The sequence below is a fragment of the Terriglobales bacterium genome (assembly GCA_035567895.1).
GTDB lineage: Bacteria > Acidobacteriota > Terriglobia > Terriglobales > Acidobacteriaceae > Gp1-AA112.
In genome coordinates, this window is record DATMPC010000102.1 from 25,427 (window position 1) to 49,438 (window position 24,012).

The 24,012-nt window shown below is 55.9% G+C and carries 20 protein-coding genes and 1 pseudogene; 13 read left to right on the forward strand and 8 right to left on the reverse strand.

The genetic code is table 11. The features are described from left to right. Positions 1 to 187 precede the first annotated feature (187 nt). Entirely contained in the window at positions 188 to 901 is a 714-nt protein-coding gene (locus VNX88_20790; GenBank protein ID HWY71116.1) for a S24 family peptidase, read from the reverse strand. Positions 902 to 945: 44 nt separating this feature from the next. Then, positions 946 to 1,665 carry a lysophospholipid acyltransferase family protein gene (locus tag VNX88_20795; GenBank protein HWY71117.1) on the reverse strand — a complete coding sequence of 240 codons (720 nt, stop codon included), beginning with the start codon at positions 1,663 to 1,665 and terminating at the stop codon, positions 946 to 948. 52 nt (positions 1,666 to 1,717) lie between these two features. Here VNX88_20795 and VNX88_20800 point away from each other — a divergent pair, with 52 nt between their 5' ends. From VNX88_20800 to VNX88_20815, 4 genes are all read left to right on the forward strand, one after another. Beyond that, positions 1,718 to 2,380, forward strand: coding sequence for a CDP-alcohol phosphatidyltransferase family protein (locus VNX88_20800; protein ID HWY71118.1), 663 nt, complete (start codon positions 1,718 to 1,720; stop codon positions 2,378 to 2,380). A gap of 442 nt (positions 2,381 to 2,822) precedes the next feature. Further along, positions 2,823 to 3,929 carry a potassium channel family protein gene (locus VNX88_20805; protein ID HWY71119.1) on the forward strand — a complete coding sequence of 369 codons (1,107 nt, stop codon included), beginning with the start codon at positions 2,823 to 2,825 and terminating at the stop codon, positions 3,927 to 3,929. A gap of 46 nt (positions 3,930 to 3,975) precedes the next feature. Continuing rightward, entirely contained in the window at positions 3,976 to 4,509 is a 534-nt protein-coding gene (locus VNX88_20810) for a dihydrofolate reductase family protein (protein ID HWY71120.1), read from the forward strand. Positions 4,510 to 4,973: 464 nt separating this feature from the next. After that, entirely contained in the window at positions 4,974 to 5,525 is a 552-nt protein-coding gene (locus VNX88_20815) for a hypothetical protein (GenBank protein HWY71121.1), read from the forward strand. Positions 5,526 to 5,797: 272 nt separating this feature from the next. Here the strand turns inward: VNX88_20815 and VNX88_20820 are convergent, their stop codons facing one another. Further along, positions 5,798 to 6,400 carry an MXAN_5187 C-terminal domain-containing protein gene (locus VNX88_20820; GenBank protein HWY71122.1) on the reverse strand — a complete coding sequence of 201 codons (603 nt, stop codon included), beginning with the start codon at positions 6,398 to 6,400 and terminating at the stop codon, positions 5,798 to 5,800. A 168-nt stretch (positions 6,401 to 6,568) separates the two neighbouring features. Between VNX88_20820 and VNX88_20825 the strand changes: the two genes are divergently transcribed. The 4 genes and pseudogenes from VNX88_20825 (at position 6,569) to VNX88_20840 (ending at position 10,686) form a co-directional block, all read left to right on the forward strand. Then, the gene (locus tag VNX88_20825; GenBank protein ID HWY71123.1) at positions 6,569 to 7,243 is read left to right on the forward strand and encodes a response regulator transcription factor; all 675 of its coding nucleotides are present in this window, start codon (positions 6,569 to 6,571) and stop codon (positions 7,241 to 7,243) included. A 527-nt stretch (positions 7,244 to 7,770) separates the two neighbouring features. Beyond that, a complete protein-coding gene (locus tag VNX88_20830) occupies positions 7,771 to 8,658 on the forward strand; it encodes an MBL fold metallo-hydrolase (protein ID HWY71124.1) in 888 nt (295 codons plus the stop codon). 397 nt (positions 8,659 to 9,055) lie between these two features. After that, on the forward strand, positions 9,056 to 9,961 hold the full coding sequence (locus VNX88_20835; GenBank protein ID HWY71125.1) for a LysR substrate-binding domain-containing protein: 906 nt from the start codon (positions 9,056 to 9,058) through the stop codon (positions 9,959 to 9,961). Positions 9,962 to 10,491: 530 nt separating this feature from the next. Beyond that, positions 10,492 to 10,686, forward strand: a pseudogene (locus VNX88_20840) (transposase). A 95-nt stretch (positions 10,687 to 10,781) separates the two neighbouring features. Here the strand turns inward: VNX88_20840 and VNX88_20845 are convergent. The 4 genes from VNX88_20845 to VNX88_20860 all read right to left on the reverse strand — a co-directional run bounded on the left by VNX88_20845 (position 10,782) and on the right by VNX88_20860 (position 17,058). Continuing rightward, positions 10,782 to 11,723, reverse strand: coding sequence for a hypothetical protein (locus VNX88_20845; protein ID HWY71126.1), 942 nt, complete (start codon positions 11,721 to 11,723; stop codon positions 10,782 to 10,784). A 418-nt stretch (positions 11,724 to 12,141) separates the two neighbouring features. After that, positions 12,142 to 12,687, reverse strand: coding sequence for a hypothetical protein (locus tag VNX88_20850; protein ID HWY71127.1), 546 nt, complete (start codon positions 12,685 to 12,687; stop codon positions 12,142 to 12,144). 258 nt (positions 12,688 to 12,945) lie between these two features. Continuing rightward, the gene (locus tag VNX88_20855; GenBank protein ID HWY71128.1) at positions 12,946 to 13,830 is read right to left on the reverse strand and encodes a hypothetical protein; all 885 of its coding nucleotides are present in this window, start codon (positions 13,828 to 13,830) and stop codon (positions 12,946 to 12,948) included. A gap of 621 nt (positions 13,831 to 14,451) precedes the next feature. Next, positions 14,452 to 17,058, reverse strand: coding sequence for a TonB-dependent receptor (locus VNX88_20860; protein ID HWY71129.1), 2,607 nt, complete (start codon positions 17,056 to 17,058; stop codon positions 14,452 to 14,454). A 390-nt stretch (positions 17,059 to 17,448) separates the two neighbouring features. On the opposite strand from VNX88_20860, the gene frdA reads away from it, so the two are divergent. From frdA to VNX88_20885, 5 genes are read left to right on the forward strand one after another with little or no spacing between them, the layout of a single operon-like run. Continuing rightward, positions 17,449 to 19,221 carry a fumarate reductase (quinol) flavoprotein subunit gene (frdA, locus tag VNX88_20865; protein ID HWY71130.1) on the forward strand — a complete coding sequence of 591 codons (1,773 nt, stop codon included), beginning with the start codon at positions 17,449 to 17,451 and terminating at the stop codon, positions 19,219 to 19,221. 1 nt (position 19,222) lies between these two features. Beyond that, positions 19,223 to 19,972 (forward strand): succinate dehydrogenase/fumarate reductase iron-sulfur subunit, encoded by a 750-nt coding sequence (locus VNX88_20870; protein HWY71131.1) that lies wholly within the window; start codon positions 19,223 to 19,225, stop codon positions 19,970 to 19,972. Further along, positions 19,969 to 20,436: a hypothetical protein gene (locus VNX88_20875; protein ID HWY71132.1), complete on the forward strand. Its 468-nt coding sequence runs from the start codon at positions 19,969 to 19,971 to the stop codon at positions 20,434 to 20,436. The genes VNX88_20870 and VNX88_20875 overlap by 4 nt, the downstream gene beginning before the upstream one ends. A 9-nt stretch (positions 20,437 to 20,445) precedes the next feature. After that, entirely contained in the window at positions 20,446 to 20,796 is a 351-nt protein-coding gene (gene frdD / locus VNX88_20880) for a fumarate reductase subunit FrdD (protein ID HWY71133.1), read from the forward strand. A gap of 44 nt (positions 20,797 to 20,840) precedes the next feature. Continuing rightward, positions 20,841 to 21,389, forward strand: coding sequence for a hypothetical protein (locus VNX88_20885; protein ID HWY71134.1), 549 nt, complete (start codon positions 20,841 to 20,843; stop codon positions 21,387 to 21,389). A gap of 20 nt (positions 21,390 to 21,409) precedes the next feature. On the opposite strand, the gene VNX88_20890 is transcribed toward VNX88_20885, so the two are convergent. Continuing rightward, on the reverse strand, positions 21,410 to 23,734 hold the full coding sequence (locus VNX88_20890) for a sulfite exporter TauE/SafE family protein (GenBank protein HWY71135.1): 2,325 nt from the start codon (positions 23,732 to 23,734) through the stop codon (positions 21,410 to 21,412). Between the last annotated feature and the right edge of the window lie 278 nt (positions 23,735 to 24,012).

The following is a 24,012-nucleotide window of genomic DNA, read 5'->3' on the forward strand; positions in this document are numbered from 1 at the left end:
AGAGGGTCGTACCTGTTCACAAAGCCCAATTGCTCTCTTATCTGCGGTTGAGTAAGAAAAGAGTAAAGAGTAGGGTTGTTGCTGAACTTCAACGTGCCTCACCTGCGCGAGGGAATTCATCGCGTCGTGAACGGTCCCAACCTAAGACTTCCTTCATGACCTCCGTGTCCTCCGTGTTCAATTTGTTTTACGCTTCGATGGCCACATGACACACTCGCCCGACGATCATCTCTGAAGGATCTGAGCCTTCTAGTGGCAGCACACTGATCGGATGTAGCTGGTTATGCGGACGGAGCACGAGGTGATCTCCGTCCCGCTCTACATATTTGATGGTGCATTGGCGATTCCGACGAACGGCATAGATATTGGTCTCATTACGCCGATAGGGCTGCAGCAGGTTGTAGTGACGATCGATCAATACGGTAGCGCCAGGCAAGAGGCGCGGATACATACTCGATGCCTCCTGGGCGTGTACTTTCATCAGCACAAAGCGCTGCCATTCTTCTCTGCCTTTGGCCGCGGCCGGACGCAGGCGTCGTAGAAATGATTTCTTGAATTTCAGAATGTCGCGCACATTGTCACGCGTGATGGTTGGAGCTGTGGCAGCGACCTCCGGCTCAGTGAGAACGACATTCTCGAAGTCGCCGTCGGAGGATGTGATGCTGCTGGCGCGCTTGTTGATCTCTTCCCGCTTCAGCAGGTCATAAACCGAAAGATTCTGCGCAGAGAGGATCCGATCCATTCCCTCCAGGCTCAGCGAGCGCTTACGGTTCAGAAAGTTGGAAATGTACGCCTGCTCGAATCCAGTCTGCTTGGCCAGGCCGAGCCCGGTGAGTTTTCTGGCTTTAATGCGCTCCCACAAGACGCGACGCAGCTCTTCCTGAAGCGCACTGGCGTTCATCCCGCGAATATATCATTGGGATATACCGTCGAGACAGTGATATGTCACGGCCGATACACGGCTTCGGCACGCCGCTGCGCAATCTCCAGCTCCGACTGCATCCGCGCGAGCGACGGCTCATGACTAGCATCGCCCGCACCCCTGATCGGACTGCGCACGTAGCAGTGAATGCGCGAGAACGGCTTGGGAAGTATGAACGCATCCCACGTTCGCAGAATCCAGGCTCGTTCCACGGCCACGTAGAAACAGAAGATAGGAGCGCCAGACACTCGTGCCAGATGAATCGGTCCCGGTTTGGCTACATACCGAGGACCTCGCGGGCCATCGATGGTGAACGCAACAAAAGCGCCGGTCTCCAACTCGCGCTGCAACTCCCGCAGCGACTGCACGGCGCCGCGGGAGCTCGATCCGCGGACAGCGCGGAATCCGAGGCGCTCGATAATCCGAGCAATGTATTCGCCGTCATAGCTCCGGCTGGTGAGCACGCGGATTCCCTTGTTCCGGAACAAGTGTGCAGCTGGGAAGACGCATCGATGCCAGAAGCAGTAGATCGCAGGACGCGTACGCGGCTCGTTGTCCGAACCAGGCTCGTAAGTGAATGAGGCACGCAGAGTGGGGCCAATCAATCGTATTGCCAGGTAGCCTGCCCACGAGATCAGCCATAGCGAGAGCCGTTGCTTGAAGGAAAACCGGGAAGGCCGAGTTTCTTCCGGAGGTGCGTTCTCGATGGTGTCCTCAACAGTAGCTGCCGGATTCCGGTCCACAGCAGTATTCTAGGAGGAGGACACAGCTACATCCTGCAGAAAACCAGGTCGATTGCAGATTTATTTCTCGACCGCTCCCACATCGAGTTTTCTGCGGTATGTAGCGCACACGAAACCTCAAGGACGCCGCCCTTTGCTCGCTCAACTGCGCAGCTTTCCCAACCTGCTCACTTTACTCCGACTCAGCTTCATTCCCTTTATAGTGAGCTCGATCCTCGAGGGCCGCTACGAGGTAGCGCTCATCCTGTTCATCCTCGCCGGCATCAGCGACGCCCTCGACGGCGTTCTGGCCCGTACCCTTGGCCAGCGCACCAAGCTGGGAGAGTACCTCGATCCCATCGCGGACAAGCTGCTACTCAGCACTCTATTTCTGGTTCTTTCAGCGACCCACCGCATCCCGTGGCGCGTGACCGTCATCGTCTTCGGGCGGGACATCATTATCTTGATCGTGTGCACACTGGTCTATGCCACGACACCGTTGCGCGACTTTAGCCCCAGCATCTTCGGGAAAGCCAACACCGTTGTCCAGATCGTTGCCCTGGGAGCCACCATCCTGGTGGAAGTGAAATCGTGGTTGTGGGTGGAAGTGGTAAAGCGAGTAGGACTTTGGACGGTATTCGCGCTCACGATTGTGTCAGCGCTCCACTATGTCTTCCTGCTGGCCCTGCGGTTGCGCACAGTGACGCATAACGAGAAGGCTGCCAAGACGACTTAACCTAAAAGAGCTCTCATTGCAAAATCGAATTCCCTGTCCACTCGCTGCTAGCGCTCATTCAGGGAACATAACAGTGAAAATAGCAGCGAATCTACCAGGGATTTCTTTTTCCAACCGCAAACCCGCATGAATAGCGGGGAACTCGAAACGACCAGGGAAATTGCAGGGAATTAGCAGGGAATTTATCCAGCGCGATTCCCATACCTGCGTCTCTCCCACCCTGCCGATAGGCAACCATTTCTGTCGACGAAAGCCTGACTACCGCTTCTCTTCTTCAGCCTGAGACAACCAGCCCTGTTTCGAAGCTAGCCCAAGACCATCCGCAAGGCAACCGAATTCCTCGCACCACGGCCTGTGCCACCCGGCATGGCCACGGACTAGCGTTGATTGAATCGGCTAGACTCTAGCGATGCACGCCGCGGCGTTGGTGATTGGCATTGCAATGCTCGTTCTCGTCCTGCTGGACGCGTTCGAGACCATCGTGCTGCCTCGGCGGGTGACGCGCCCATTCCGCCTGACGACTCTCTTCTATCGCCTCACCTGGAGGCCATGGCGGCTGCTGGCCAGGGCGATGCCTCCCGGACGGCGGCGCGAAACGTTTCTCAGCTTCTTCGGACCACTCTCGCTGCTCATGCTATTGGCAACGTGGGCCGTGAGCCTCACGCTCGGATTCGGTTTGCTGCAATGGGGAATGGGAGCGCACGAGACCGTCACCGGCCGCGAAATAACTACGTTTTGGGACGTTCTCTATATGAGTGGCTCCACGTTCTTCACGCTCGGGCTGGGAGACGTCTTGCCGAAGACCGCAGGGGCCAAGTTTTTCACCATCGTCGAATGCGCGCTCGGCATTGGCTTCTTAGGTCTCATCATCGGCTACCTGCCGGTAATCTATCAGTCGTTCTCAGAACGGGAACGGACGATTGCCTTCCTCGATTCCCGGGCCGGTTCACCTCCCACGGCATTCGAGGTTCTGCGGCGAGCGGCCCGGACCAACAACGTGCAGGAAGTAGTCTCGATACTGCAACAGTTTGAAAGCTGGGCGGCCGACATCCTCGAGAGCCATATCTCGTATCCCGTGCTATGCATGTACCGTTCGCAGCACGACAACCAATCATGGCTGTCCGCGCTGACGACAATCCTCGATCTAAGCGCTCTAGTGATGGTGGGAGTCGATGGAATTCCGCCCGCACAGGCGCGACTCACTTTTGCCATGGCGCGGCACACCGTGGTCGACCTGACCCAGATCTTCAATACTCCACCCATTCTCGACGGCAAGAATAACGACCGGCTGCCGCCCGAGAAACTCGCCGCGTTTCGCAAAGCTCTGCGAGACCAAGGGGTAGCGCTACGAGACGACGCAGAAGCCACCGAGAAATTGACGCGTCTGCGAGCGTTGTATGAGCCACACGCCCGAGCTCTGGCGAAGTTTTTTGTTCTCACCCTTCCGCCATTTCGCGCGGAGAAGGAGCGCAAGGATAACTGGCAGACCAGTGCGTGGAAGAAGATTGAAGGCTCAAACACGCTGATGATCACCGAGGAACACTTTTAACTGCTTCGGCGATTTCATCTGGTGTCTCAGTTTGGAGATTTGCAGCATGGCAAAACTTGTCTACGGATTGATGCAGTCCCTCGATGGCTACGTCGACCACATGAAGCTTGGGCCGCCTGTGCCCGCGGTCTCCCGTCACTTCCTCGAGGAGATGCGTGGCCTGACGGGCCTCATCTACGGACGCCGCACTTACGAGATCATGCGTTATTGGGACGAAGATCTTCCAGATTGGGACGCGGAGGACCGCGACTTCGCGGTGGTGTGGCGGAGCCAGCCGAAGTGGGTCATGTCGCATTCCCTCAAGTCCGTTGGCCCCAACGCCACGCTGATCGCGGGTGACTTCGAGAAGATGATACGCAGGCTGAAGGCTGAGCTGGCTGGCGAGATTCACGTTGCCGGACCAGTCTTGGCGCAAAGCCTGAGCGAGGCTAGTCTTATCGATGAGTATCGACTCTACCTCCGCCCCGTGGTGCTTGGCGGTGGCCAGCCATTCTTCGCCGGCCCCCGTCCGCCACTCCACCTGGTGGCCAGCGATTTAATCGCGGATGACGAGATTCGGTTGTCGTACGTTCCTGCTTAATCGCGCGGCTCGCCCGGCGGACTGCGCTCAGAGATTCAGACTAAGACCCTACCAGGAGAGAACGGGATCGGCCTGAAAATTCAAACTGAGACACTACCCGATTTCGGTTCTATTTACGTGTTGCCTTGGCCTTCGCCTTGAGGGGTTAGGAGATAGCGGCCGCGAAAGTTGCACCCCCCGTTCTCTAGGCGCGGGAAAAGTCAAAACGGGACTATCCCGTCGAACTTTGATAAATGCGCGGACTGGAAAGAGGAGACCTCACCTCACAAGCCAGATTCTGATTGTCAGGGCCATTCGAGAACCCGCCGTCCAGAGACTCATCCTGCAACTTTGGAAAACTCTAGCCTTTGAGTGCAATCGCGGTTATCAACAGTTCTACTTAAGAATTGGCTAGTACGTCGGTAACTACCGGCCTGATGCAAACCGAAGTACCATCTTGCCAAATCGTCCGAGAGGATAGTCTTATGCAGCGAGTTGCTCTAAAAAGCTTGGGCATTGTTCTTCTGATCGGCAGCACCTGTTACGGGCAGTCGTTAGCCGATGCCGCGCGCGCGAACCGTAAACAAAAAGCTCGGGAGGGGGCCACAGTCACGAAGGTCATCAGCGACGATGACCTCGCTGCAACTACCGATGTCACCGTTCACTTGGTTCCCGGGGTAACTTCCACCGGAAGCGGGACGCTGCTTGCACCGGGAATGTGGAAACACGGTTATTCCATTACCAACCTGGATGCAACACGGTTTTCCAACGGTGGGGTTCTCCACATCGAGATCGAATTAGGGGACGGACCAGCAGAAGCATCCTTTGATCTCTACTCGGAAGGCGCACATCTGCCATCCGGAGGATTTCCGAACCCGTTAGCCAACGCTCACGATGTACCAAGTGGGTCTACCGCCAAGATTGATTATCGTTTCGATCATGGAACCGTGTTCCAGTTCTGCGCTGAGGGGAGCTGGCATGCGAAAGCTGGCGACCGGAACACCTATAACTTTACGGTGAAGGTAGGCAGTCGATAGGTTCGCAGAAAAACGCTGAATTGCATGGTCACCCACAACAACTGCCGAGCAGAAGAGGGGGTGCAACTTTCGCGGCCGCAATCTCCTAACCCGCCTTCGCCTTGAGGCGAGATTGGATTCTCAATTGAGCCCCGCGGGGGCGACACATCTGGAACGTGCCGCCCTTACAGGGCTCTGATTCTCGACGTACAGCCCGGCATGGGATGCCGGGCTCATTTCGAATCGTGCCGCGAAACTCGGCACGAACCACGAGTGCGATCGCTATTTCAGTTCTACTTATGTGTTGCCTTGGCCTTCGCCTTGAGCCGTACCTGGCCGTCTTCAACTTCAACGGCATACTCGACCGTTGAGGTGCCGTACTCCTTGCGAAGCTGCTCGGTCTTTTTCTTAACGAACTGCTGGAATGATTCGAAGGTTCCGGCTGGGCCTTTCGCCTTGTGCTCTTTTCGCGCTGCGGCCATTGCGTCGTAGAGAGCCTTCACTTTGTTCACTTCGGCGTCCACGTCCGAACAGGCAATCCGGAAAGGCTCCGGTTTGCTGATGTCGATGGCCTCAGGAGCTTCATCCTCAAACTCACGAACACCCTGAATGGCCAGCAAGGCATCCTGGGGACGGCGATAGCCCTCTTCCTTGATCCTAAGTTTTTGTTGCCATAGAGAGTTATAGACGGCGAACTTCTGCTGGACGCTGCTGAATTTGAAACGCTGTCCGTAGGAGAGGCGGCGGCCGTCGCTATACTTTTTCAGGAGTGACTGGACGCGCCACTCCAGATCGGTAGGCGGTTTTTTGGCCCCACCGCCGAAGAATATGTCGTACTCGATTTTCAGCCGGCGGACGCCGTCCTCGAGTTGATTGAGTTCTTCGTCGATCGTCAAAATCGCACCCGAGGCCCCGTAAATAGCCGCTTGGAGCGGACTATAGCACAGGAAATCCTCCCTATCCGGCGCCTTCGGAACCTTCGTAATCCCCTTCGAGCAGCTCTCGACATAGCACTTCCGGAGCCTCCCACCCTAGTTACTCTTTGTGCATCTAACGCATAGCGTATGTCCGAATCCAACCTGCCCAAGATCCGGATCGTCCTCGCCGACGACCATGCTATTTTGCGGGAATCGTTGTCGTTGCTGCTCTCAACTCAGAACGATTTTGAGGTGGAAGGCTCAGCGTCGAATGGGCAAGAGGCGCTCGAGATGGTGCAGCGGTACCATCCCGACGTGCTCGTGCTCGACCTCTTCATGCCCGACTTTGATGGTTTCGAAGTGCTGCGTACCTTGGACCGCTCAGGCAATCGCGTGGCGACCGTGGTACTCACCGCCTCAGAGTCAGACACTGACTATGCCCAGGTGGTACGGCTAGGCGCGCGTGGGCTCGTTATGAAAGGCGATGGCCCGCAAAGCCTGTTTGAAGCGATCCGCCTTGTTGGTTCCGGCGAACTGGCGTTCTCCGACGAGCTGGCGCATCAGGTGGTGAGCACTCTGGCAAACGACAAGCGTGAGACTCACGCTGCTCCCCAGGCTTCGTTGCATCGGCTTTCAGACCGCGAGCGGCAAATCGCCTATTCCGTCGCGCGCGGAATGAAGAACCGTGATATCGCGAGCCAACTGACCATCAGCGAAAACACGGTTAAGCGACATCTGCAGAGTATTTTTGGGAAGACCGGTGCGAGAGACCGCCTCGAGCTTGCAGTTCTTGCCCTGAACGACGCGAGCAAGGCTGCGTAGATTAGATCTTACTTGCGGGCACACACCAGTCAGAGTGCCCGTCAGTTTTCCGTAATCAAACGCGCCCTTCGCGGAGAGAAATATCGGCGTCAACCTCTGGGAAAACCCACGTTGGTTGCTGATAGTTTTCTGACTCGCGACGTGGGAATTCCAGCACTTGTCCTTCCTCAGTCGATGACGACGCCCTGGGTTTGGGCTTGAAACTATCCGGAATATAAAACTGAATCACACGGGCCATAGCTCCGCCTCTCTACTGCTGTCAAAGCTTGCTGGCCAACGTTGATTCTTACTCCAGCCCAATCGCTTGCAGCTGTTGAAACTGACTTTTAGATGCCACCCTATCCGGAATGATTCAGAGGGAACGATTCAAACTTCCGATGGGAACGATAACTCGGGACGAACCTACGACGACTTATGCACTGTCATCCTGAGCCCGCCACGGCGGGCTCAGGATGACAGTCGCTCCGCGCTTGCCCTTCTTGTCCCACACGTATACAACTCCGTAAGCCAACTCAGGAGAGGGCAGCATGCGCAAGCTCATCGTCGCTGTGGCTGTGTTGTTTGTTCCAATCGTTTCGTTCGCTCAGCAGGATTTCAGTAAAGTTGAAATCAAAGTGCAGAAGATTGCCGGCCACGTTTACATGTTGCAGGGAGCCGGTGGAAACATCGGCGTGTCAGCAGGCGACGACGGCATCGTTATCGTCGACGATCAATACGCTCCGCTTGCACCCAAGATCCAAGCCGCGCTCAAGGGCATCGCCGACAAGCCGCTCCGCTTCGTGCTAAACACACATTGGCATGGCGATCACACCGGCGGAAACCCAGTCTTTTCGCAGCAAGCGCCCATCATCGCGCAGGAGAACGTGCGCAAGCGGCTTGCGGCAGGCCGTAAAGGTCCTGGCCCGGAAGTCCCTCCGCAACCCGCGAACGTGCTGCCCGTGATCACCTTTGAAGACAAGGTCTCCGTTCACGTGAATGGCGAAGATATCCAGGCGATTCATTTCCCAAAAGGACACACAGACGGCGACAGCGTGATCTTCTTTCCGCAGTCGAATGTCCTGCACATGGGCGACGATTTCGTAACCTACGGCTTCCCTTACGTTGACCTGAACAGCGGTGGTACTGTGCGCGGATTAATTGACGCTTTGAAGAAGGTAGTCACCCTAGTTCCCCAGGACGTGAAGGTTATTCCCGGACACGGCGATCTCTCCACACTCGACGATGTGCGCGCGTTCACGAAGATGGTCGAAGAAACGTTCAACCTGGTCTCAGCGCAAGTAGGCCAGGGCAAATCTGCGGATGACATCAAGAAGGCAAACGTGCTCGCGGCGTACAGCAAGTACTCCGGCAGCTTCGTAAACTCTGACCGTTGGATCGATACCATCTACACTGAGTTGAAAGGCACTGCGAAGTAGTAGCAGTGTGAGTGGATTTCTGAGATGGCTCCTGGCTATAGTGTTCATCGCGGTACTGGCCCCGGCTTGAAGTTTTCAGTCCCAGTAGCGATTCATGTCACTTGAACGGCTGATGAATGCCCGACCACCTACGAAATTGGCTCGGTTGTGCGCGAGTGACCAACCGCAACAGCAAAACCAAAAACTTACGCAGATAAACGCGGATATTAGAGATTCACGCAGATCTTTGAGATGGGTACAGCCACACAAATCTGCGTGAATCCCTGAGATCTGTGGGCATCTGCGTGAGCCGTTGACTTTGGTTCGCGCTCACTTCCCCAGGCCGCGGTGTGAGTGGATTTCTGAGACTGTCATCCTGAGTTCGCCGCGGCGGGCTCAGAATGACAGTGTTGTGGCCATGAATCAGGACATCGAACTTCGACATCTGCGCTATTTCGTCGCAGTCGGCGAGGAGTTGCACTTTGGACGCGCCGCGAATCGTCTGCATCTGGCGCAGCCTCCACTCTCGCAGCAGATTCGCAAGCTTGAAGAGATCGTCGGCTACGCGCTGTTCACGCGAACCTCTCGCGCAGTAAAGCTCACGAGCGCCGGCGAAATCTTTCTTGAGCGCGCGCGCCGCACGCTGCGAAAAGTCCAGGAGGATCTGGAAGAGGCGCGGAGCATTGGCCGCGGCGAAGTCGGCTTTCTACGCGTCGGCTTCATCGGATCGAGCATGCTGACCGCACTGCCTGGAATGCTCGGACGATATCGGCATCAATACCCCAAAGTGAACCTGCAGCTGAGCGAGTTCCATACCTCCGGCATCATTCAGCAACTGCTCGATGGCGCAATGGATGTTGGCGTCATGCGTGACAGTGGCCCCACTGACGGACTCGTGGTCGAACCGCTTTTTTCCGAATCGTTCGTGTGGGTAGTGCCCAGTCGCCACCCGTTGGCAAAGCGCAAGACGCTGAACGGCGCGGAGCTGCGCGATGAGCCCTTCGTCATGCCGCCGGTAATCGCAAGCCGCCGCGCTTATGACAGGTTAGTTTCACTTTGCGAAGAATCTGGATTTCGCCCGCAAGTTGTACAAGTGGCGCCTCAGTGGCTAACGATCCTTCGCCTCGTAGGAGCAGGCATTGGCGTGTCTGTGGCGCCTGCCTGCGTGCAGCGAATCGCCACTCCAGATGTGGTCTTCCGAAGCGTGCGAGGAACCAAAACCCGAAGCGATATCGAACTTGCCTACCGCAAAGGTGAGGATCGCGCGATTGTTAAGACATTTTGTGATCTGGCTAGAAGCCTGCTCTCTGATAAAGGGAAATAATGTTAGCTGTGCCCGAATTCTTTCCCGGTGCTTCACTTGCGCGTCAGAGTGGTCAGTACCGTCCGCGGTAGCGGATGGGTGAGTCGCTAGTAGTGGATGAGAGCCGGAACCCATTCGCTACCGCGAACGGTACTGACCCGGTGTACTGACCCGGACGGGTGGCCCAGCCTTTCCCGTTTTGGGTTTTATATCCGACTTCCATCAGCTGGGTGCCCCGTTCTCGCGTGCTGTTCGCGAGGGCGGGGGTTAGAGGAACCGGGTCATTCCGGTTTTGGCTTCTTCTTTGTTTGGAAAGCTCTCAGTTCGTCGATTGTCATGACACTCGGCTCTCGATGCGCGGCATTATAGCGGTAGTGATTACTTTGTGGAACGTGTATTAGGTCGTGTTGGACGAAGGCAAGAGTCAAAGCCGGAGTTGCCCGCATTCTCTTACCCAGCCCTCGCAAACAGCGCGCGAGAACGGGGCACCCTTTACATGGGAGCGCACGACAAACAGCCAAAACGGGAACAGGGCGGGCCACCCGTCAATGATGAAAACAGGAGTGCATGGGACTCGGCACAAGACGATCCGCCACAAACAGCGGGTTTACGTCGAAGGCGACGTTCACACCAACACCGTTGAATCCGCATTCTCTCTGCTCAAGAGAGGCATCATTGGCACGTGGCATCGGATTAGCGCAAAGCATCTTGAAGCCTATCTGAACGAAATGTGCTTCCGGTTTAACAATCGCAAGAACCCTTTTCTCTTCCGGGATACGCTTCTAAAAATGATCGAATCGGAGAACATGGAATACAAGGAACTGACCGCTAACACGGCTGCCTAATGCCGCCTTTTGGATTCTCTCTTCAATAGCTTTAATGAGGTGTTCACATTGGGCAGCTTCTGATCTGCGCCGCCTTCGTCCGTCCACTCTCGCACAAGCACGGGAATCGAGGCGGTGCCGTTCTTATCAATCTTGAATCGCTTCGTTACGCCAAGACGCACCGCCCACGTACCAGGGAACTTTTTTGATTCCCTGAAGTCAAGCGTTTCATCTACAGTTCCATTCTGAGCGGAGATCATTAGCCAGTAGTGATCTATGCCGTTGTCGCCTAATTGTGGTGTGATCGTTATCGGGATCATCGCCATATCGTGAGGCGCAATAGTACCAATCGTGTAACGGTTGAAGAATTCACTACCCCAATTAGGGTCATTGGTGCGCGAGAACCCTATTGTTACTCCGGTAAGCACTTCATTGCCGCGATTCCAAACGACAAGACCAATTGGGCCTTTCCCAGCAGCTTCCACTTGCGGTCTAACGAAAGCGAACGACTCGCCCCCTGTTATATTTTCCAGGTTCTTTTTTGTAAGCGTTGAAACGGACTCGGTCTTATCTAGAACGGTCTTAGTTTGCTCCATCGTGGCCGCAAACTGACTTCGGCTATTATCAATTGACGCCTGAAGCCCTGATGCGATTGTTCTGAAATTTTCCTCTTCTCGTTTTCTCACTTCTGCTTGTTCGCTGGCAGCGACCTCTCTGTCATGTCGGATCGCACGAATTTCAATCACGCAGAGCGCACAGGCAACCACAATCCATATAACCTCTTCGGTGCGGGTAAAATGCTCTGCTCTGATGGCCATGATTACCGCCGCAAGGCCAAGTATGGTCACCGCTAATCCTGGTTCCGGCTGTTTGCAAAGCCAGTAGGCGAATAGAATCACGAATGGGGCTTGCCAGACAGCTCCTGCCAGCGTGTATCGTGGTTTCTTGCCTTCTTCCATATATCAACCTCTCCGCTAAGTGTGTCGCTCGACCACCACCTTGCGTCAAGGTTATTATCCTGGCGAAAGTTGTGGTGGATTCGTGTCAGGGCATCGACTTTGGTCGTGCCGGAATGATGCGAAAAGATTTCCTTCCGCTCTGCCGAAGGCCAGCGCAGCGAAGCGGAGCTCCTCAGAAAGAGAAGGTTTTTCTTTTGTCGCTTCGACCCTTCGGCTTCGCTCAGGGTCTACGCTCCGGCCTGCGGCAGCATGGAATGGGAGGTGCCACTTTCATTCCGGCACAACTAAAGTCGATGCCCTGACACGAGGCGGAAATCAAAACGAAATTGCCCGCAGATTGGGAAAAAGCTCTTAATCGGTAGTGGGCTAATTGCGTGTTGATAAATAAAACTCGGGGCTTTCGCATTTCACTCCAAACCTATTTCTTCTTGTCCTGCGACTTGTTGTGCGCTTCTACCAAGCGCTGGCCAAATCCTTTGTGTCCTGTACGCGGCGTCAGGTTCTCTCGCGCGCGAGCAAATTGGTTCGCGAGACTATTAGGGGCTCCGTAGCTAATCGTCCCCACCCATCTATAGCCGTCACCCACCTTTTCAGCGACATTTTCAGGCGACTTCGCAAGACGCTTGAGAACTGTGTGAATCGCGGAGAGCGCATTGGAATACTCGCCAAGAGGGAAGTTTGCGGTAGCGAGCAAATTGCGAACCTCAACCGGAGTCCAAGTTTTCCTCGGATCACTGCGGAGAATGCCGCGAATCGCATCAGTCAAACCGGAAGGACCGAGAATAGCTTGGGCTTCGGCCACTTCTTCCAAGGCTTCACCCGGGTCGTTCAGCATACCCGCCAGCGACGTGATGACACCCTGTACTTGAGAAATCCTGGCGTTTATTTTGTCCCGTTCTTGTGCCAGATCGAACAACTCGCGCTTCGCTTCTTTGAGCGCCGTTTTATAGGAGTCCGCTGTCATGCCTGATACCTCAGCAAGCGTTACACTAATATTTTGCACATGTGTAAGTATAAAGTCAAGACGAAAGTGCAAACCAAATCGAAGAATGTGCGGCAGTTGGAATGGGGCTATCTCTGATGCGAAGCAGAAGATCGCCGAGATAGAGTCAGCAATTGAGGTTTTTGAGGATTGCAAACGACGGGGCGAGCCTTGGCCGGGAAGCCCCCAAGCAGTCACACTGCAGGAATCGTCGTCAACACAGAATTAGCCCAGTACCTCTTAATCCGACCACTGCCGAAAACGCACGAGAATACTCTCAACCATAGTGGCTTCCAAAGTAGTTCCATCGCGTTTGAAAGTGAGCACATCCACGTGCAGATCGCCTTGTGTGCTGGACTCGCGCTTTGCGGGCTCGCCGAAGAGGCGTACGAGTTCCGCCTCCGTCATTCCTTTTCGGAGCCCATAAGGAGAGGCATTATCGTCCGACGAAACAATAGGCGGAGGGGGAGGGGGAGCCGGACGTTCCGCCGCATTGAAGTCGAGCCAGTTCTTCAGCGCCGACTTCACGTAGTCAGGATTGAGAGCACGCGCGGGCACTCCGCCGTTAAACACGAGGTCAATGCGCGCCACAGCATTTGCTGTCCGTTGGCGGTCGTCGCTCCCATTCGACAGTTGCGCAAGCGCAGCTTTGAGCCGCGCGTCCTCCCTCTGACGCTGCTTGCGAAGAGCATCCAGCTCTTGCTGCATCTGTGCTTGCCGCTCCGGATCCGTCTCGCGTTCGGCATCACGCTCAAGGCTTCGCTCGCGGGAACTCTTCTCGACGGCAACAGATGCAGCGGGCGATCCATCGTCCGCCCCTGCTGCAACAGTGCTTCCGAGCTGCAATTCAATGCTCCTGTCGTTGACCTTCAGACTGGTCAGCGGAACTGACTGATTGCGCCGGAACGCGACGCCGAGCTGTTTGATTCGTCTGCCATAGTCGGCGTAATTGGTGGGCGAGGCCGAGTCCGGATAAATCTCGATTGCGCTTTTGCCTGCAGGTAGATCCTGCTTCACAACCACCGTTCGGCCTTCAAAGTACTCGCGCAAGTCGGCTTCGGACTGAGCGCACACATTGGCGGAAACGCAAGAAAGTAACGTACCTACAAGTAAGAATTGCCGCATACGTTTTCTGAAACGAGAGGCGCAGAGTGATTCTATCGCGACTGTGAAGAGTGGGCGTCTCGATCTGCTTCACCTGCAGGGATGCCCTCGCGATCTATCGCGAGCTCAGGTCAAAGGGCGTCGAAGCGCAACGGCCATTCGTCGGCAACGCCATGTGGGTTACATCCGTATCAGACCCGGATGGCTACAAGTTGGTCTTTGAAAGCCTAACCGACGCACCAGAAGAATCGGAATACTCGGAAGCCTTGTGAAGGGTGAGCGGTGAAGAAAGCAACTGCAAAGACTCACGCAGATCAACGCAGATTCTAGGGATTCACATAGATAGGCAAGGGGATCTGTGAACCTCTGTGTCCCGTCGGTGAATCCTGTGGTTCACGAGTGCAGGTCGGTAGAGGGTCTCCAAGGTACAGTTCCCGTCACAATCCCAAGAAAATCCGCGTCAATCTGCTAAATCTGCGTTGATCTGCGTGAGTTTTTGGTTTTGGCCTCAGATTACAAACCGCCCAACAGTACGTCCATAAAAAGTCGCTAACCCTGGGCTGCGGGGAGAGTCTCTCCTTTGCTGGATAGGAACCCGTATCTCAAGCGAACACGCCACGGCTTCGTAAGCGCCGGCGGCCTTCATTTGCGCCCCAAAAACCTTATTCTCGCTGTAAAGGCCCGCCCGCGAAAACCGCCATACGTCGCGTAGTCGGGAGAATCGACGTTATTCCTCACAAACGCTGGGTTCTGGCGATCCGTTACATTCTCGGCGACTCCGCGTAGTGCCAAAGCGTATCCACGAAAACTGAAGCGCCATTCGAGTCCCGGATTCGCCGAAAAGTAGGCCGGAATGCGGTGGGAGTAGGGCAGACCGACGATCTGCTGACTCTGGTTTACTGCTGTCCAGGGAAATCCCGTGTGATAGTCGAGCGAGTAAACGAGGTCGACTCGCTTAAATGGCGTGGGAAACCATCCCCAGCTGATGACACGGTTCGGTACGTCCCAGGGCAGGGGCCCACCCATCTGAGTGCTGAAGATTGGATTGTTGAGCGAATAATTCACCACCGCATTGGAATGCGCATACGAATGCGTATATGCGGTGTAAAAGTTGTAGTCGCCGTGGAAGTGCTTGCGGCCGCTGATCTGTACCGAACGATAGCGATCCCGGCGATCATTGGTCAGAACGTAGTTGCCCGACAGGTCCGACGCAGTGTTGAGGTTGTGAAACACGAAGCCATCAGTACCGCGCTTCTGCAGATACTCGAAGGCGCCGTAGATGCCGGCCGGAAACTTTTGTTCGATGGCCGCGCTCCAATTTAAGAATCGCGGCTCGCGCAGCGAGCTTTGATCTACCGCGAAGCTCGTCACCAATGGAGGCCCGATCAGGGTGGTTCCGAGTGCGTCGTAATAGTAGTCCAATCGCGGTCCGGTCATGGCCCGAGCCAGATAATCCAGGTGCGTGCGTTCGTGGTAAATCCCCACACCCGCGGAGACCTTGGTATTGTGTCCCCTCCCGAGCACATAAGTGCCTGCGATACGAGGTGAAAACAACGGACGACGCAGGATCTCGTCCCAATCGAAACGAACTCCGGGTTGCACCAGCACTCGCTCAAGAGGCGACCAGCGGTCCTCGATATAGGATCCGATCTCCAGATTGTTGCGATCCAGCGAGGTGACGGGCGGCAGCACACTGCGGCGATACAGGGTGCCATCAGCCCGGAGCAGCAGAAACGGTTGATCCTGATATTGCTGGGTGAAGTTAATCTGAGCGATTTGGGCGCCGAATTTTACTTCATGACGCCCAGCTACCGTGAACGGATTCAGAAACAGGTTCGCGATTCCCTGTGCACGGCGCGAGGTGCCGTGAAATTTTTCGAAGTAGTTCCCCAGGTTGCCGTTCGGAGTGATCACAAACGCATTCGGCCCCTGCGGATGGTACTCATCGCGGAAGAAGTTCCACCCAAATCCAGTTTCAAGCAGCGCTCCCCGGGAGAAATAGTGCAGTTCCTTTACGGTGCCGAGGTAGGAGTTGAAGTCGCGCCTCACGGTCGCTGAGGTAGGCGTTGTGAGCGAGAGCCCCTGGCGATCCTCGTCTTGCACGTTGTTCAGAAAACTAAAATTGACAATGTCGGTCGGGCGAAGATTGACTTGTACCTTAGCGAGGTTGCTGCCGCGTAGGAACGGATCGTGGTCGGAACCTTCGGGCAGATCCTTGAACACGTAGTTGGCGTACTCAGCGTCGGCGGAGTCGAAGAACCAGATCTTGCCTTTCTTGATCGGTCCAGACACGGTCGCACGCGGGACCCACTTGTCGAAGCTGAAGCCCTTGCCGTTCTTGTTCTGCCATGTAGGAATGAAATTGGTGGCGTCGAAGCGCAAGTGATCGTCACCCATTCCGGTGTTGAAGTTAATGATTCCGCCCGACTCCTTCCCGAACTGGGTCGATACCCGCGTGCTCTCCACGCTAACTTCACGGACGGCATCGGCACTGAATCGCATGGAAAGGCTGCCACTTACGGGCGCGGTAATGTCGAAGCCATCGAGCACGTCGGTGGTTTCGTAAGTGTCGGCTCCGGCAACGTGAACTTGCCCAGTCGAGTCTTGCACTACTTGCGGCAGAAACGGCAAGAGATTGCGAATGTCGCGCGACGTCGGATAGGGAATGTTGATGATCTCCGGAGTGCCAAGAGTCTTGGTGTCGGCGGTCTTGGCTGGATCGATCTCCTGGACTGAAGCGGTTACATTGACCGTTTCCTTCAGCTCCTGTACATGGGGAATATCGATTTCGAGCGTTTGTGCTCCAGTGATTCTCAAGTCCTGCTTGGTGATTGGATAAAAGTTCTTTTTTTCTACCCTTAAGGTAAATACGTCATCCGAATTGAGATTGAGAAACCTTCCCCGGCCAGCGGCGTCGGTTTGGGCACGCAGTATTTCGGCGCTCTGTGTGTCGGTCATAGACACCAAAGCATCCGGAACAACCACATTGTTTTCGTCCGTAACAACAATTGTCAGCGAGGTTCCCGGATGCTTCGTCGGAGCCACTGGGATCGAAGGATGCGGGGTTTGCGCCGGCAGCGATGGCGCAAGCAGTGCAAGGCACAAAAACGGTCGCAATGCGATCCGCATTCGCAATTGTGGGTTGCTGTTTGTGAGCTGCACCTTGTACATATTCGCAGAACCACAATCAGGATGCCGTGACATTTCCGAATACGCCGACTTTTCCGCGTCACCGAGGTAACCTGCCATTTCGTCCTCTGCTTCAGAGCGTGCGCGGGTCTAGCCGCCATCTTCACGCTTGCAACTTGTTGGGTTCTGTAGCAGAATTTTGGCCGCTTCGAGCTGCTTGATTCTGTTCACTTTCTCACGGCAGCCCGGGCCTTGGCACCGCGCGTTTGGTTTTAAGATAAGAGGCTCGGTGCAATTCGCACGAGCTCACAGGCCCCGAACGTCGGCCCTGATTTAGCTCGCCACTGGCGAGCATGTTCGCAGTTTGGAGAAGCCAGGCGAATCTTGATTCGCTAAGTTGGCTTCGTCCTTTCGGGCACCCTTTAGGCCCGGTCTCAGGCCCTGATTACAGAATTACATCAGCCTCCGGTACGCCGGATAGCTGGGATTGGCGCGGTTCGTTGAGGCCCCATGGACACCTCTTCCCACGACGTCTTACTCGTTGGTGGTGGCGGCGCAGGTCTGCGCGCGGCAATCGCCGTTGCTGAGACCAATCCGAACCTACGCATCGCGGTTATCTCCAAGGTATATCCCATGCGGAGCCATACGGTTGCCGCCGAGGGTGGCGCCGCAGGCGTGGCCAAAGCCGACGACTCTCTCGACGAACATTGCTATGACACCATCTCAGGCGGTGACTGGCTCTGCGATCAGGATGCGGTTGAGGCTTTTGTCAGGGAAGCTCCGCAGGAGCTTTTGCGTCTCGAACATTGGGGATGTCCGTGGAGTCGCGAGCCCGATGGTCATATCGCGGTACGCGCGTTTGGCGGAATGAAGAACAAGCGCACGTGGTTCGCTGCCGACAAGACCGGCTTCCACATGCTGCACACGCTGTTTCAGACCACGCTGAAGTACGACGAAATCCATCGCTACGACGAATGGTTCGTCACGAAATTGCTCGTCGACGATGGCCGCGTGCAAGGCGTAGTCGCAATCGAATTGATGTCGGGCCGCATTCAGGCGATCACGGCAAAAGCGGTGATCATGTGCACGGGCGGCTGTGGCCGCGTCTTCCCGTACACAACTAATGCAGCGATCAAGACGGGCGACGGCATGGCTCTCGTCTATCGCGCGGGTGGGCCACTGAAGGACATGGAGTTTGTGCAGTATCACCCTACAGGACTTCCCTTTACGGGAATCCTCATCACTGAAGCCGCGCGCGCTGAGGGCGGATACCTGATCAACAAGGACGGATACCGCTATCTTCAGGACTACAACCTGGGCAAGCCTGAGCCCAAACCGGTACTGCGCTCGATGGAGCTCGGCCCTCGCGATCGTCTGTCGCAGGCCTTCGTCAAGGAATTCGATAAAGGACGCACCATCGATGGGCCATATGGGCCTGTCGTGCATCTTGACCTGCGCCATCTGGGCGCGAAGCTGATCAATCAGAAGCTGCCGTTCGTGCGTGAGCTGTGCTTGAAGTATGAGGGGCTCGATCCGGTAACGCAGCTCATTCCCGTGCGTCCAGTAGTGCACTACATGATGGGCGGCATTTCTACGGACATAGACGGAGTAACTCCGCTCCGAGGCCTATTCGCCGCAGGCGAGTGCGCATGTGTGAGCATCAACGGAGCCAATCGGCTTGGCTCGAACTCGCTGCCCGAGATTCTGGTCTTTGGCGCACGCGCCGGAAAAGTAGCTGCCGAGTATGCCTCTGGTGTTCCCGACACGGTAAGCCTGCCGATTCTTAGACAAGCAGAGGATGAGCGAAGACGTCTTGAGCAGGACCTTCTCCGCAAGAGTGGCGGCAAGGAGCGGGTGGCTACGATTCGCGAAGCCATGCAGAAGGCAGTCGAAGACGGAGCGGGTATTTATCGAACCGAGAAGTCTTTGCGAGATGCTGCGGCGAAGCTTGGCGAATTACAGGAGCGTGCCCAGAACTTGTTGATCGACGATCATTCGCGCACCTTCAACACCGAGTTGCTGTCGGCGCTGGAATTGACATGCATGCTTGATGTCGCAGAGACGATGGTGCACAGCGCGCTGAGCCGAACGGAATCCCGCGGGGCGCATCAGCGAACCGATTATCCGGCACGCGATGATGCCAACTTTCTTGCCCATTCGGTTGTCACGCGGTCCTCCGATGGATCCGTACACATCGAATACACGCCAGTGGTGATTACGCGCTGGCCTCCTGGGGAACGTGTGTACGGACAACAACCAACGCTAACGGCAGCAAAGGCATAACATGGCCCAGACGATCCAACTCCGAGTTTCGCGCTACTCTCCCGAACGCGACACCCAACCGTACTTTCAAACCTACGAAGTACCGGTGAGAGAAGAATGGGTGATCCTTGACGCGCTCAATTACATCAAGGACAAGATCGATGGCACCCTTACATTCCGCTGGTCGTGCCGCATGGGAATTTGCGGGAGTTGCGGTTACATGGTGAACAACGAGCCCAAGCTCGGATGCGCGACATTCCTGACGCAATACACACCCGGTCCAGTAACGATCGAGCCGCTCAAAAATTTTCCGATTGTCCGCGATCTCGTAATCGAGATCACCGATTTTCTGGAAAAGCTCAAGAAAGTGAAGCCATGGCTCATTCACGAGAATGGCGACCCGGCTGGCGAGTACCTGCAGACTCCGGATCAGCTCGAAGAATTTCGCCAGCACAGCATGTGCATCAATTGCCTGCTGTGCTATGCAGCATGTCCTATTTCGGGACTGGATCCTATTTTCGTGGGCCCTGCTGCCCTGGCCCTTGCGCATCGCTATAACAAAGACTCGCGAGATCAGGGCTCTGCGGAGCGCATGGCAGTGTTGTCACATCCTGAAGGCATCTGGGGATGCACGTTTGTTGGTGAATGCACGAAGGTCTGCCCGAAGCAGGTAGACCCGGCCGGCGCAATTCAGCAATACAAACTGGCTGCAGCCATCGACGGGATTAAGCAATTCCTCATGCCCTGGGGACAGCGACAGGAGAAGCAATGACCAGCCCGGGACATGCATCGACGCAAGTGTCCGCAGCGCCGCCCTCGGTAGGTTCGCCAGGCTACACCGAGTTCCATCCGCGCTGGTATCGGCCGCCGGTTTCGACTTACTGGTGGTTGGGCAAGTGGGCGTATGTGAAATTTATTCTTCGCGAACTGAGCAGTGTGGCCGTGGCATGGACTGTGGCGCTCATATTGCTTCAGGTTTGGGCGTTAATTCGCGGTTCGGCAGCATACGCGCGATTCGGACATCTCATGAGTTCACCCTGGATGATCGCGCTGAACGTGATCGCGTTCGCGTTTCTGCTCTTGCACTCGATTACATGGTTCAATCTCGCGCCGAAAGCAATGGCAGTTCGGGTTGGCGGAAAGCGGCTGCCTGCGGCGCTGATTTCCGGGCCGCAGTATCTGGCGTGGATCGTCATTTCCGCGATCGTTTTCGTCATCATCATTTCGCGTGGATAGAGGAAAGCAATGGTTAACCGAGAAACCGAACCGATCTTCTGGACGCTGTTCAGCGCCGGTGGAGTCGTCGCAGCACTCTTTCTACCAGTCCAGTTGTTCATATTCGCGCTGGCGGTGCCACTGGGATGGATGCACGCTCCGACGTACGAATCGATGCGGGCCCTGGCGCATTCTCCTATCACACGCCTCTACTTGTTCGTGCTGTGCTCGCTTCCGTTGTTCCACTTTGCTCACCGGTTTCGCTACACGCTTTATGACGGACTTCAGATCAAACATCTGAACGAAGTCGTGTTCGCGGGATGCTACGGGATCGCAATTTTGGGAACCCTGGCGGCGGGATATTTGCTTTGGACGCTATGAGCGAACAGAGTCCGTCATGGTCCCCTGTTGATAGGAGTTGCACGATGGAGTTTAAGTTAAAGTCTATTTCCCAGGCTGGCATCAGTCCCGCCATAGCGAAGGCCGAGCGTTATCGTTACTTGAATGAGCCGGAAGAAGCGGAGTCGATTTGCCGGGATATCCTCGCCGTGGATCCGAATCATCAATTGGCAAAGCGCATCTTAGGTCTTGCGATTACCGATCAGTTTTCCGGTGGAGTTAACGACCGCGTCACCGAGGCTTCCTCAGTGTTTGACAGCCTCGAGGAACAGTATGCACAGCTCTACTACAGAGGCATTCTGCACGAGCGGCACGCCAAGGCGCAGCTAAGCGCCGGACGCCCGCCGCAGGCCGTCGCCGCCGAACTTGAGGAAGCGATGCGCTGCTTCGCAGGCGCTGAGCAGCGTCGCCCTGCGGGAAATGACGAAGCTATCTTGCGCTGGAATCGTTGCGTCCGTCTCTTGGAGCAAATACCCGTTCCAGAAGCGCGGGAGGAGATGCACAGCTTCGAATCGGGCGACACTTCGCCGGACTTCGGACGGACTACGGCGCTACGTGCCGGCAAGTCACGATAGAACGCGGACCGGGGCACCAGTTATCCAGGAATCCACTTCGGTGCAGCGCTGAACAGTCCGGAGACGAATCCAATCTGGTAAACCAAGAACAGCCCGAAGGCGACACTCACGATTCCTGAAGTTGCGCACATATAGCGATTCAGGCGAACGAAGCTCTTTCCTGTCCACACTACCGGCATGGCGATGACGGCTGTCATGAGCATCATTCCGGCAATCGTTCCTAATCCGAAGAGAAGCAGATAGCCGATCGCCCAAACTGGATTATGAATGGTAGCGAGCACCAGCAAAGCCACGGCCGCTGAGCCGGCCAGACCATGGACAATTCCGATAACGAGGGGTCGCACGAGTTGATAAGTCCCGAAACGGGATAGCACGCGGTCGAGCACCCGCTCTGAGTTTGAGCCTGCCGCACGAGCTTCCGTAACGCCTTGGCTCTCAGCCGAGGCTGGCGTGGCACGCCTCGTAAACCACGCCAAGACTCCGGTGAGGTTCAGTACCCCGAGCACAATCAACATCAGAGCAACCGCAAATTCCATCGAGAGCCCGATGCGTGGAGGAATCACAAGATCGAACAAGATGATCGCCGAACCCACAATGAAAATCGTCAGTGTGTGACCAACGCCCCACAACATCCCAACAAAGCTGGCATGTCGGAGAGTGCGCAAGCGTGTCACGATGGTGGTAACCGCAATCACGTGATCAGGATCGGTAGAGTGCCGCATTCCTAGTAATAATCCAATACCTGCTACTAACAACCACTTCGGACTGGCGAACGATCCGACCTGGACAGAGCCGACAGGCTTCAGCGATTGCACAACCAGCACAACTCCCACGAGTGTGATGAAAACCGCGGATAGCAAAGGCAGGCGTCGCCGTACGAGTTCGCTATTGGGATGCAGCCGAGACAGGAACCGCCCTGCATGCACCATCAGCAATCCAATCGCTATGAGCACCGCCGCAAGTCCAACGCTGAAAGCAACGATCAGGTAAAAACCAAGTGCGATGCGATGCATTGCTACGGCGCTGAGCAGCACCACCAAGGCCGCAGGACAAGGGACCAGGCCGCCTGTAATTCCCAGAATCACGAGTTGCCGCGTCGCCACTGGCTGTCGCGCAGGAGCGGCTGCGCTACCATCGCCTCCGACAGTTACCGCATCACTACTACGGCTGGCAAAAGCGTCATACCAGTGCGTGTGATCTTCCGCCAAGGATGGATCGTGACCCACCCATCTGCGGAGAAACAGCCAAATTCCCAAAACGACAATGATCAACCCGGAGATAGCGCCCAGCCAGGGATACAGCTTCTCGGGAAGAACATAACGCGAAGCGTATAGAGTGACCGCCCCGAGCGCGTACACTCCCGCCGTATGAGCAACGGTAACGATTATTCCAAGGAGCACTGCGTGCCACGCTGTACCACGCGATCCTACGAGGTAGGCAGCGACCAGTGTCTTGCCATGGCCAGGCTCAAGGGCATGCAGCGCGCCCAAGCCCATTGCGATTAGGGCGGCCGTAAGAAAAAACCAGAGGCTCAACTGGTCTGAAGCAATCAATTGCGTAAAGGCACTGCGCGGCGTGCCTTGAGTATTAGAGGATAGCCTTGGTGGTTCAGTCTCAGGTCCTGTTGTCGCTTTGCTCGTTGGAGTCTGGCTATCAGCAGCCGAAATCGTCGCGCTGGCTGCAGGCGCAGCAACTTTCTTAGCGAAAAGAGCGCTGGGCGCGGGCAAAGCAATCGCTGGCAACATGAACGTTGCATTCGCGCTTAGAACCTGCGGCGGACTGTTCAGCAGATCGGTCGGATAGTTTGACAACTCCGCGCTGCGGTCCTTGTCCGGCGCATTGCTGACAAGCTGCAACGCCGGGTCGGCATGGACGATCACTTCCTTCCACCCCGCGCGCCCCTGAAAATTGTCATCACGGAACTCCAGGAGATGCTGGCTGGAACTCAGCCTGGTCAACGGCGCCCGGCAGGTGAAACCAAATTTCATTGTGGGAAGAGCACCTGCGCCGGGCGGGAAGATCACTTGACGCTCCGCGCATTCCAGTTCTACAGGCTGCCCGTCCACTTTTAGCATCAGACCCTGCCAAAACTCGTCAGCCTTCGATCTGAGATACGCGGCGATATGAGGGTCTGCTGGATCAGCTTTGAGTCCCGCAGCCTGCAGCTCCTGGAACGTGGGGATCTCCGCCATGTCGATGATGTAGAGCAATTCGATCTGCCCGCGGGTCAGGGTGATCTTCGAATAGTGGTTCACGCTGAAGTTGCCCATGGGATGGGCAAGCAGTGGTCCGGCTGCAAGCAGCAGAAACGCGAGAAGTTGGACGCACTGGTTTTTATGCTTCACAGAAGCAACAATCCTGGTGCACGTTCTTCGGACTCTGCGTTTACTGGTCTTCATCGCGGCTGAATTGAAAAGTATAGCTGCGAAGCAAAATCCGCCCTCCAACGGGCTAATTTTGCAGGGCCTTTCCCAAGTGTCCTGTTGGCCCTATATCGGATAGCACTTAAGTACCCGCCCTTGGATAGAGCTCCTTCCCGAAGTGGCAATCACCTTGCGCGCCGAATCGAATAGGAGTACGACTTCGGTTCTTCCGAACGTGTCCCCAAACCGCGCCCGACGTG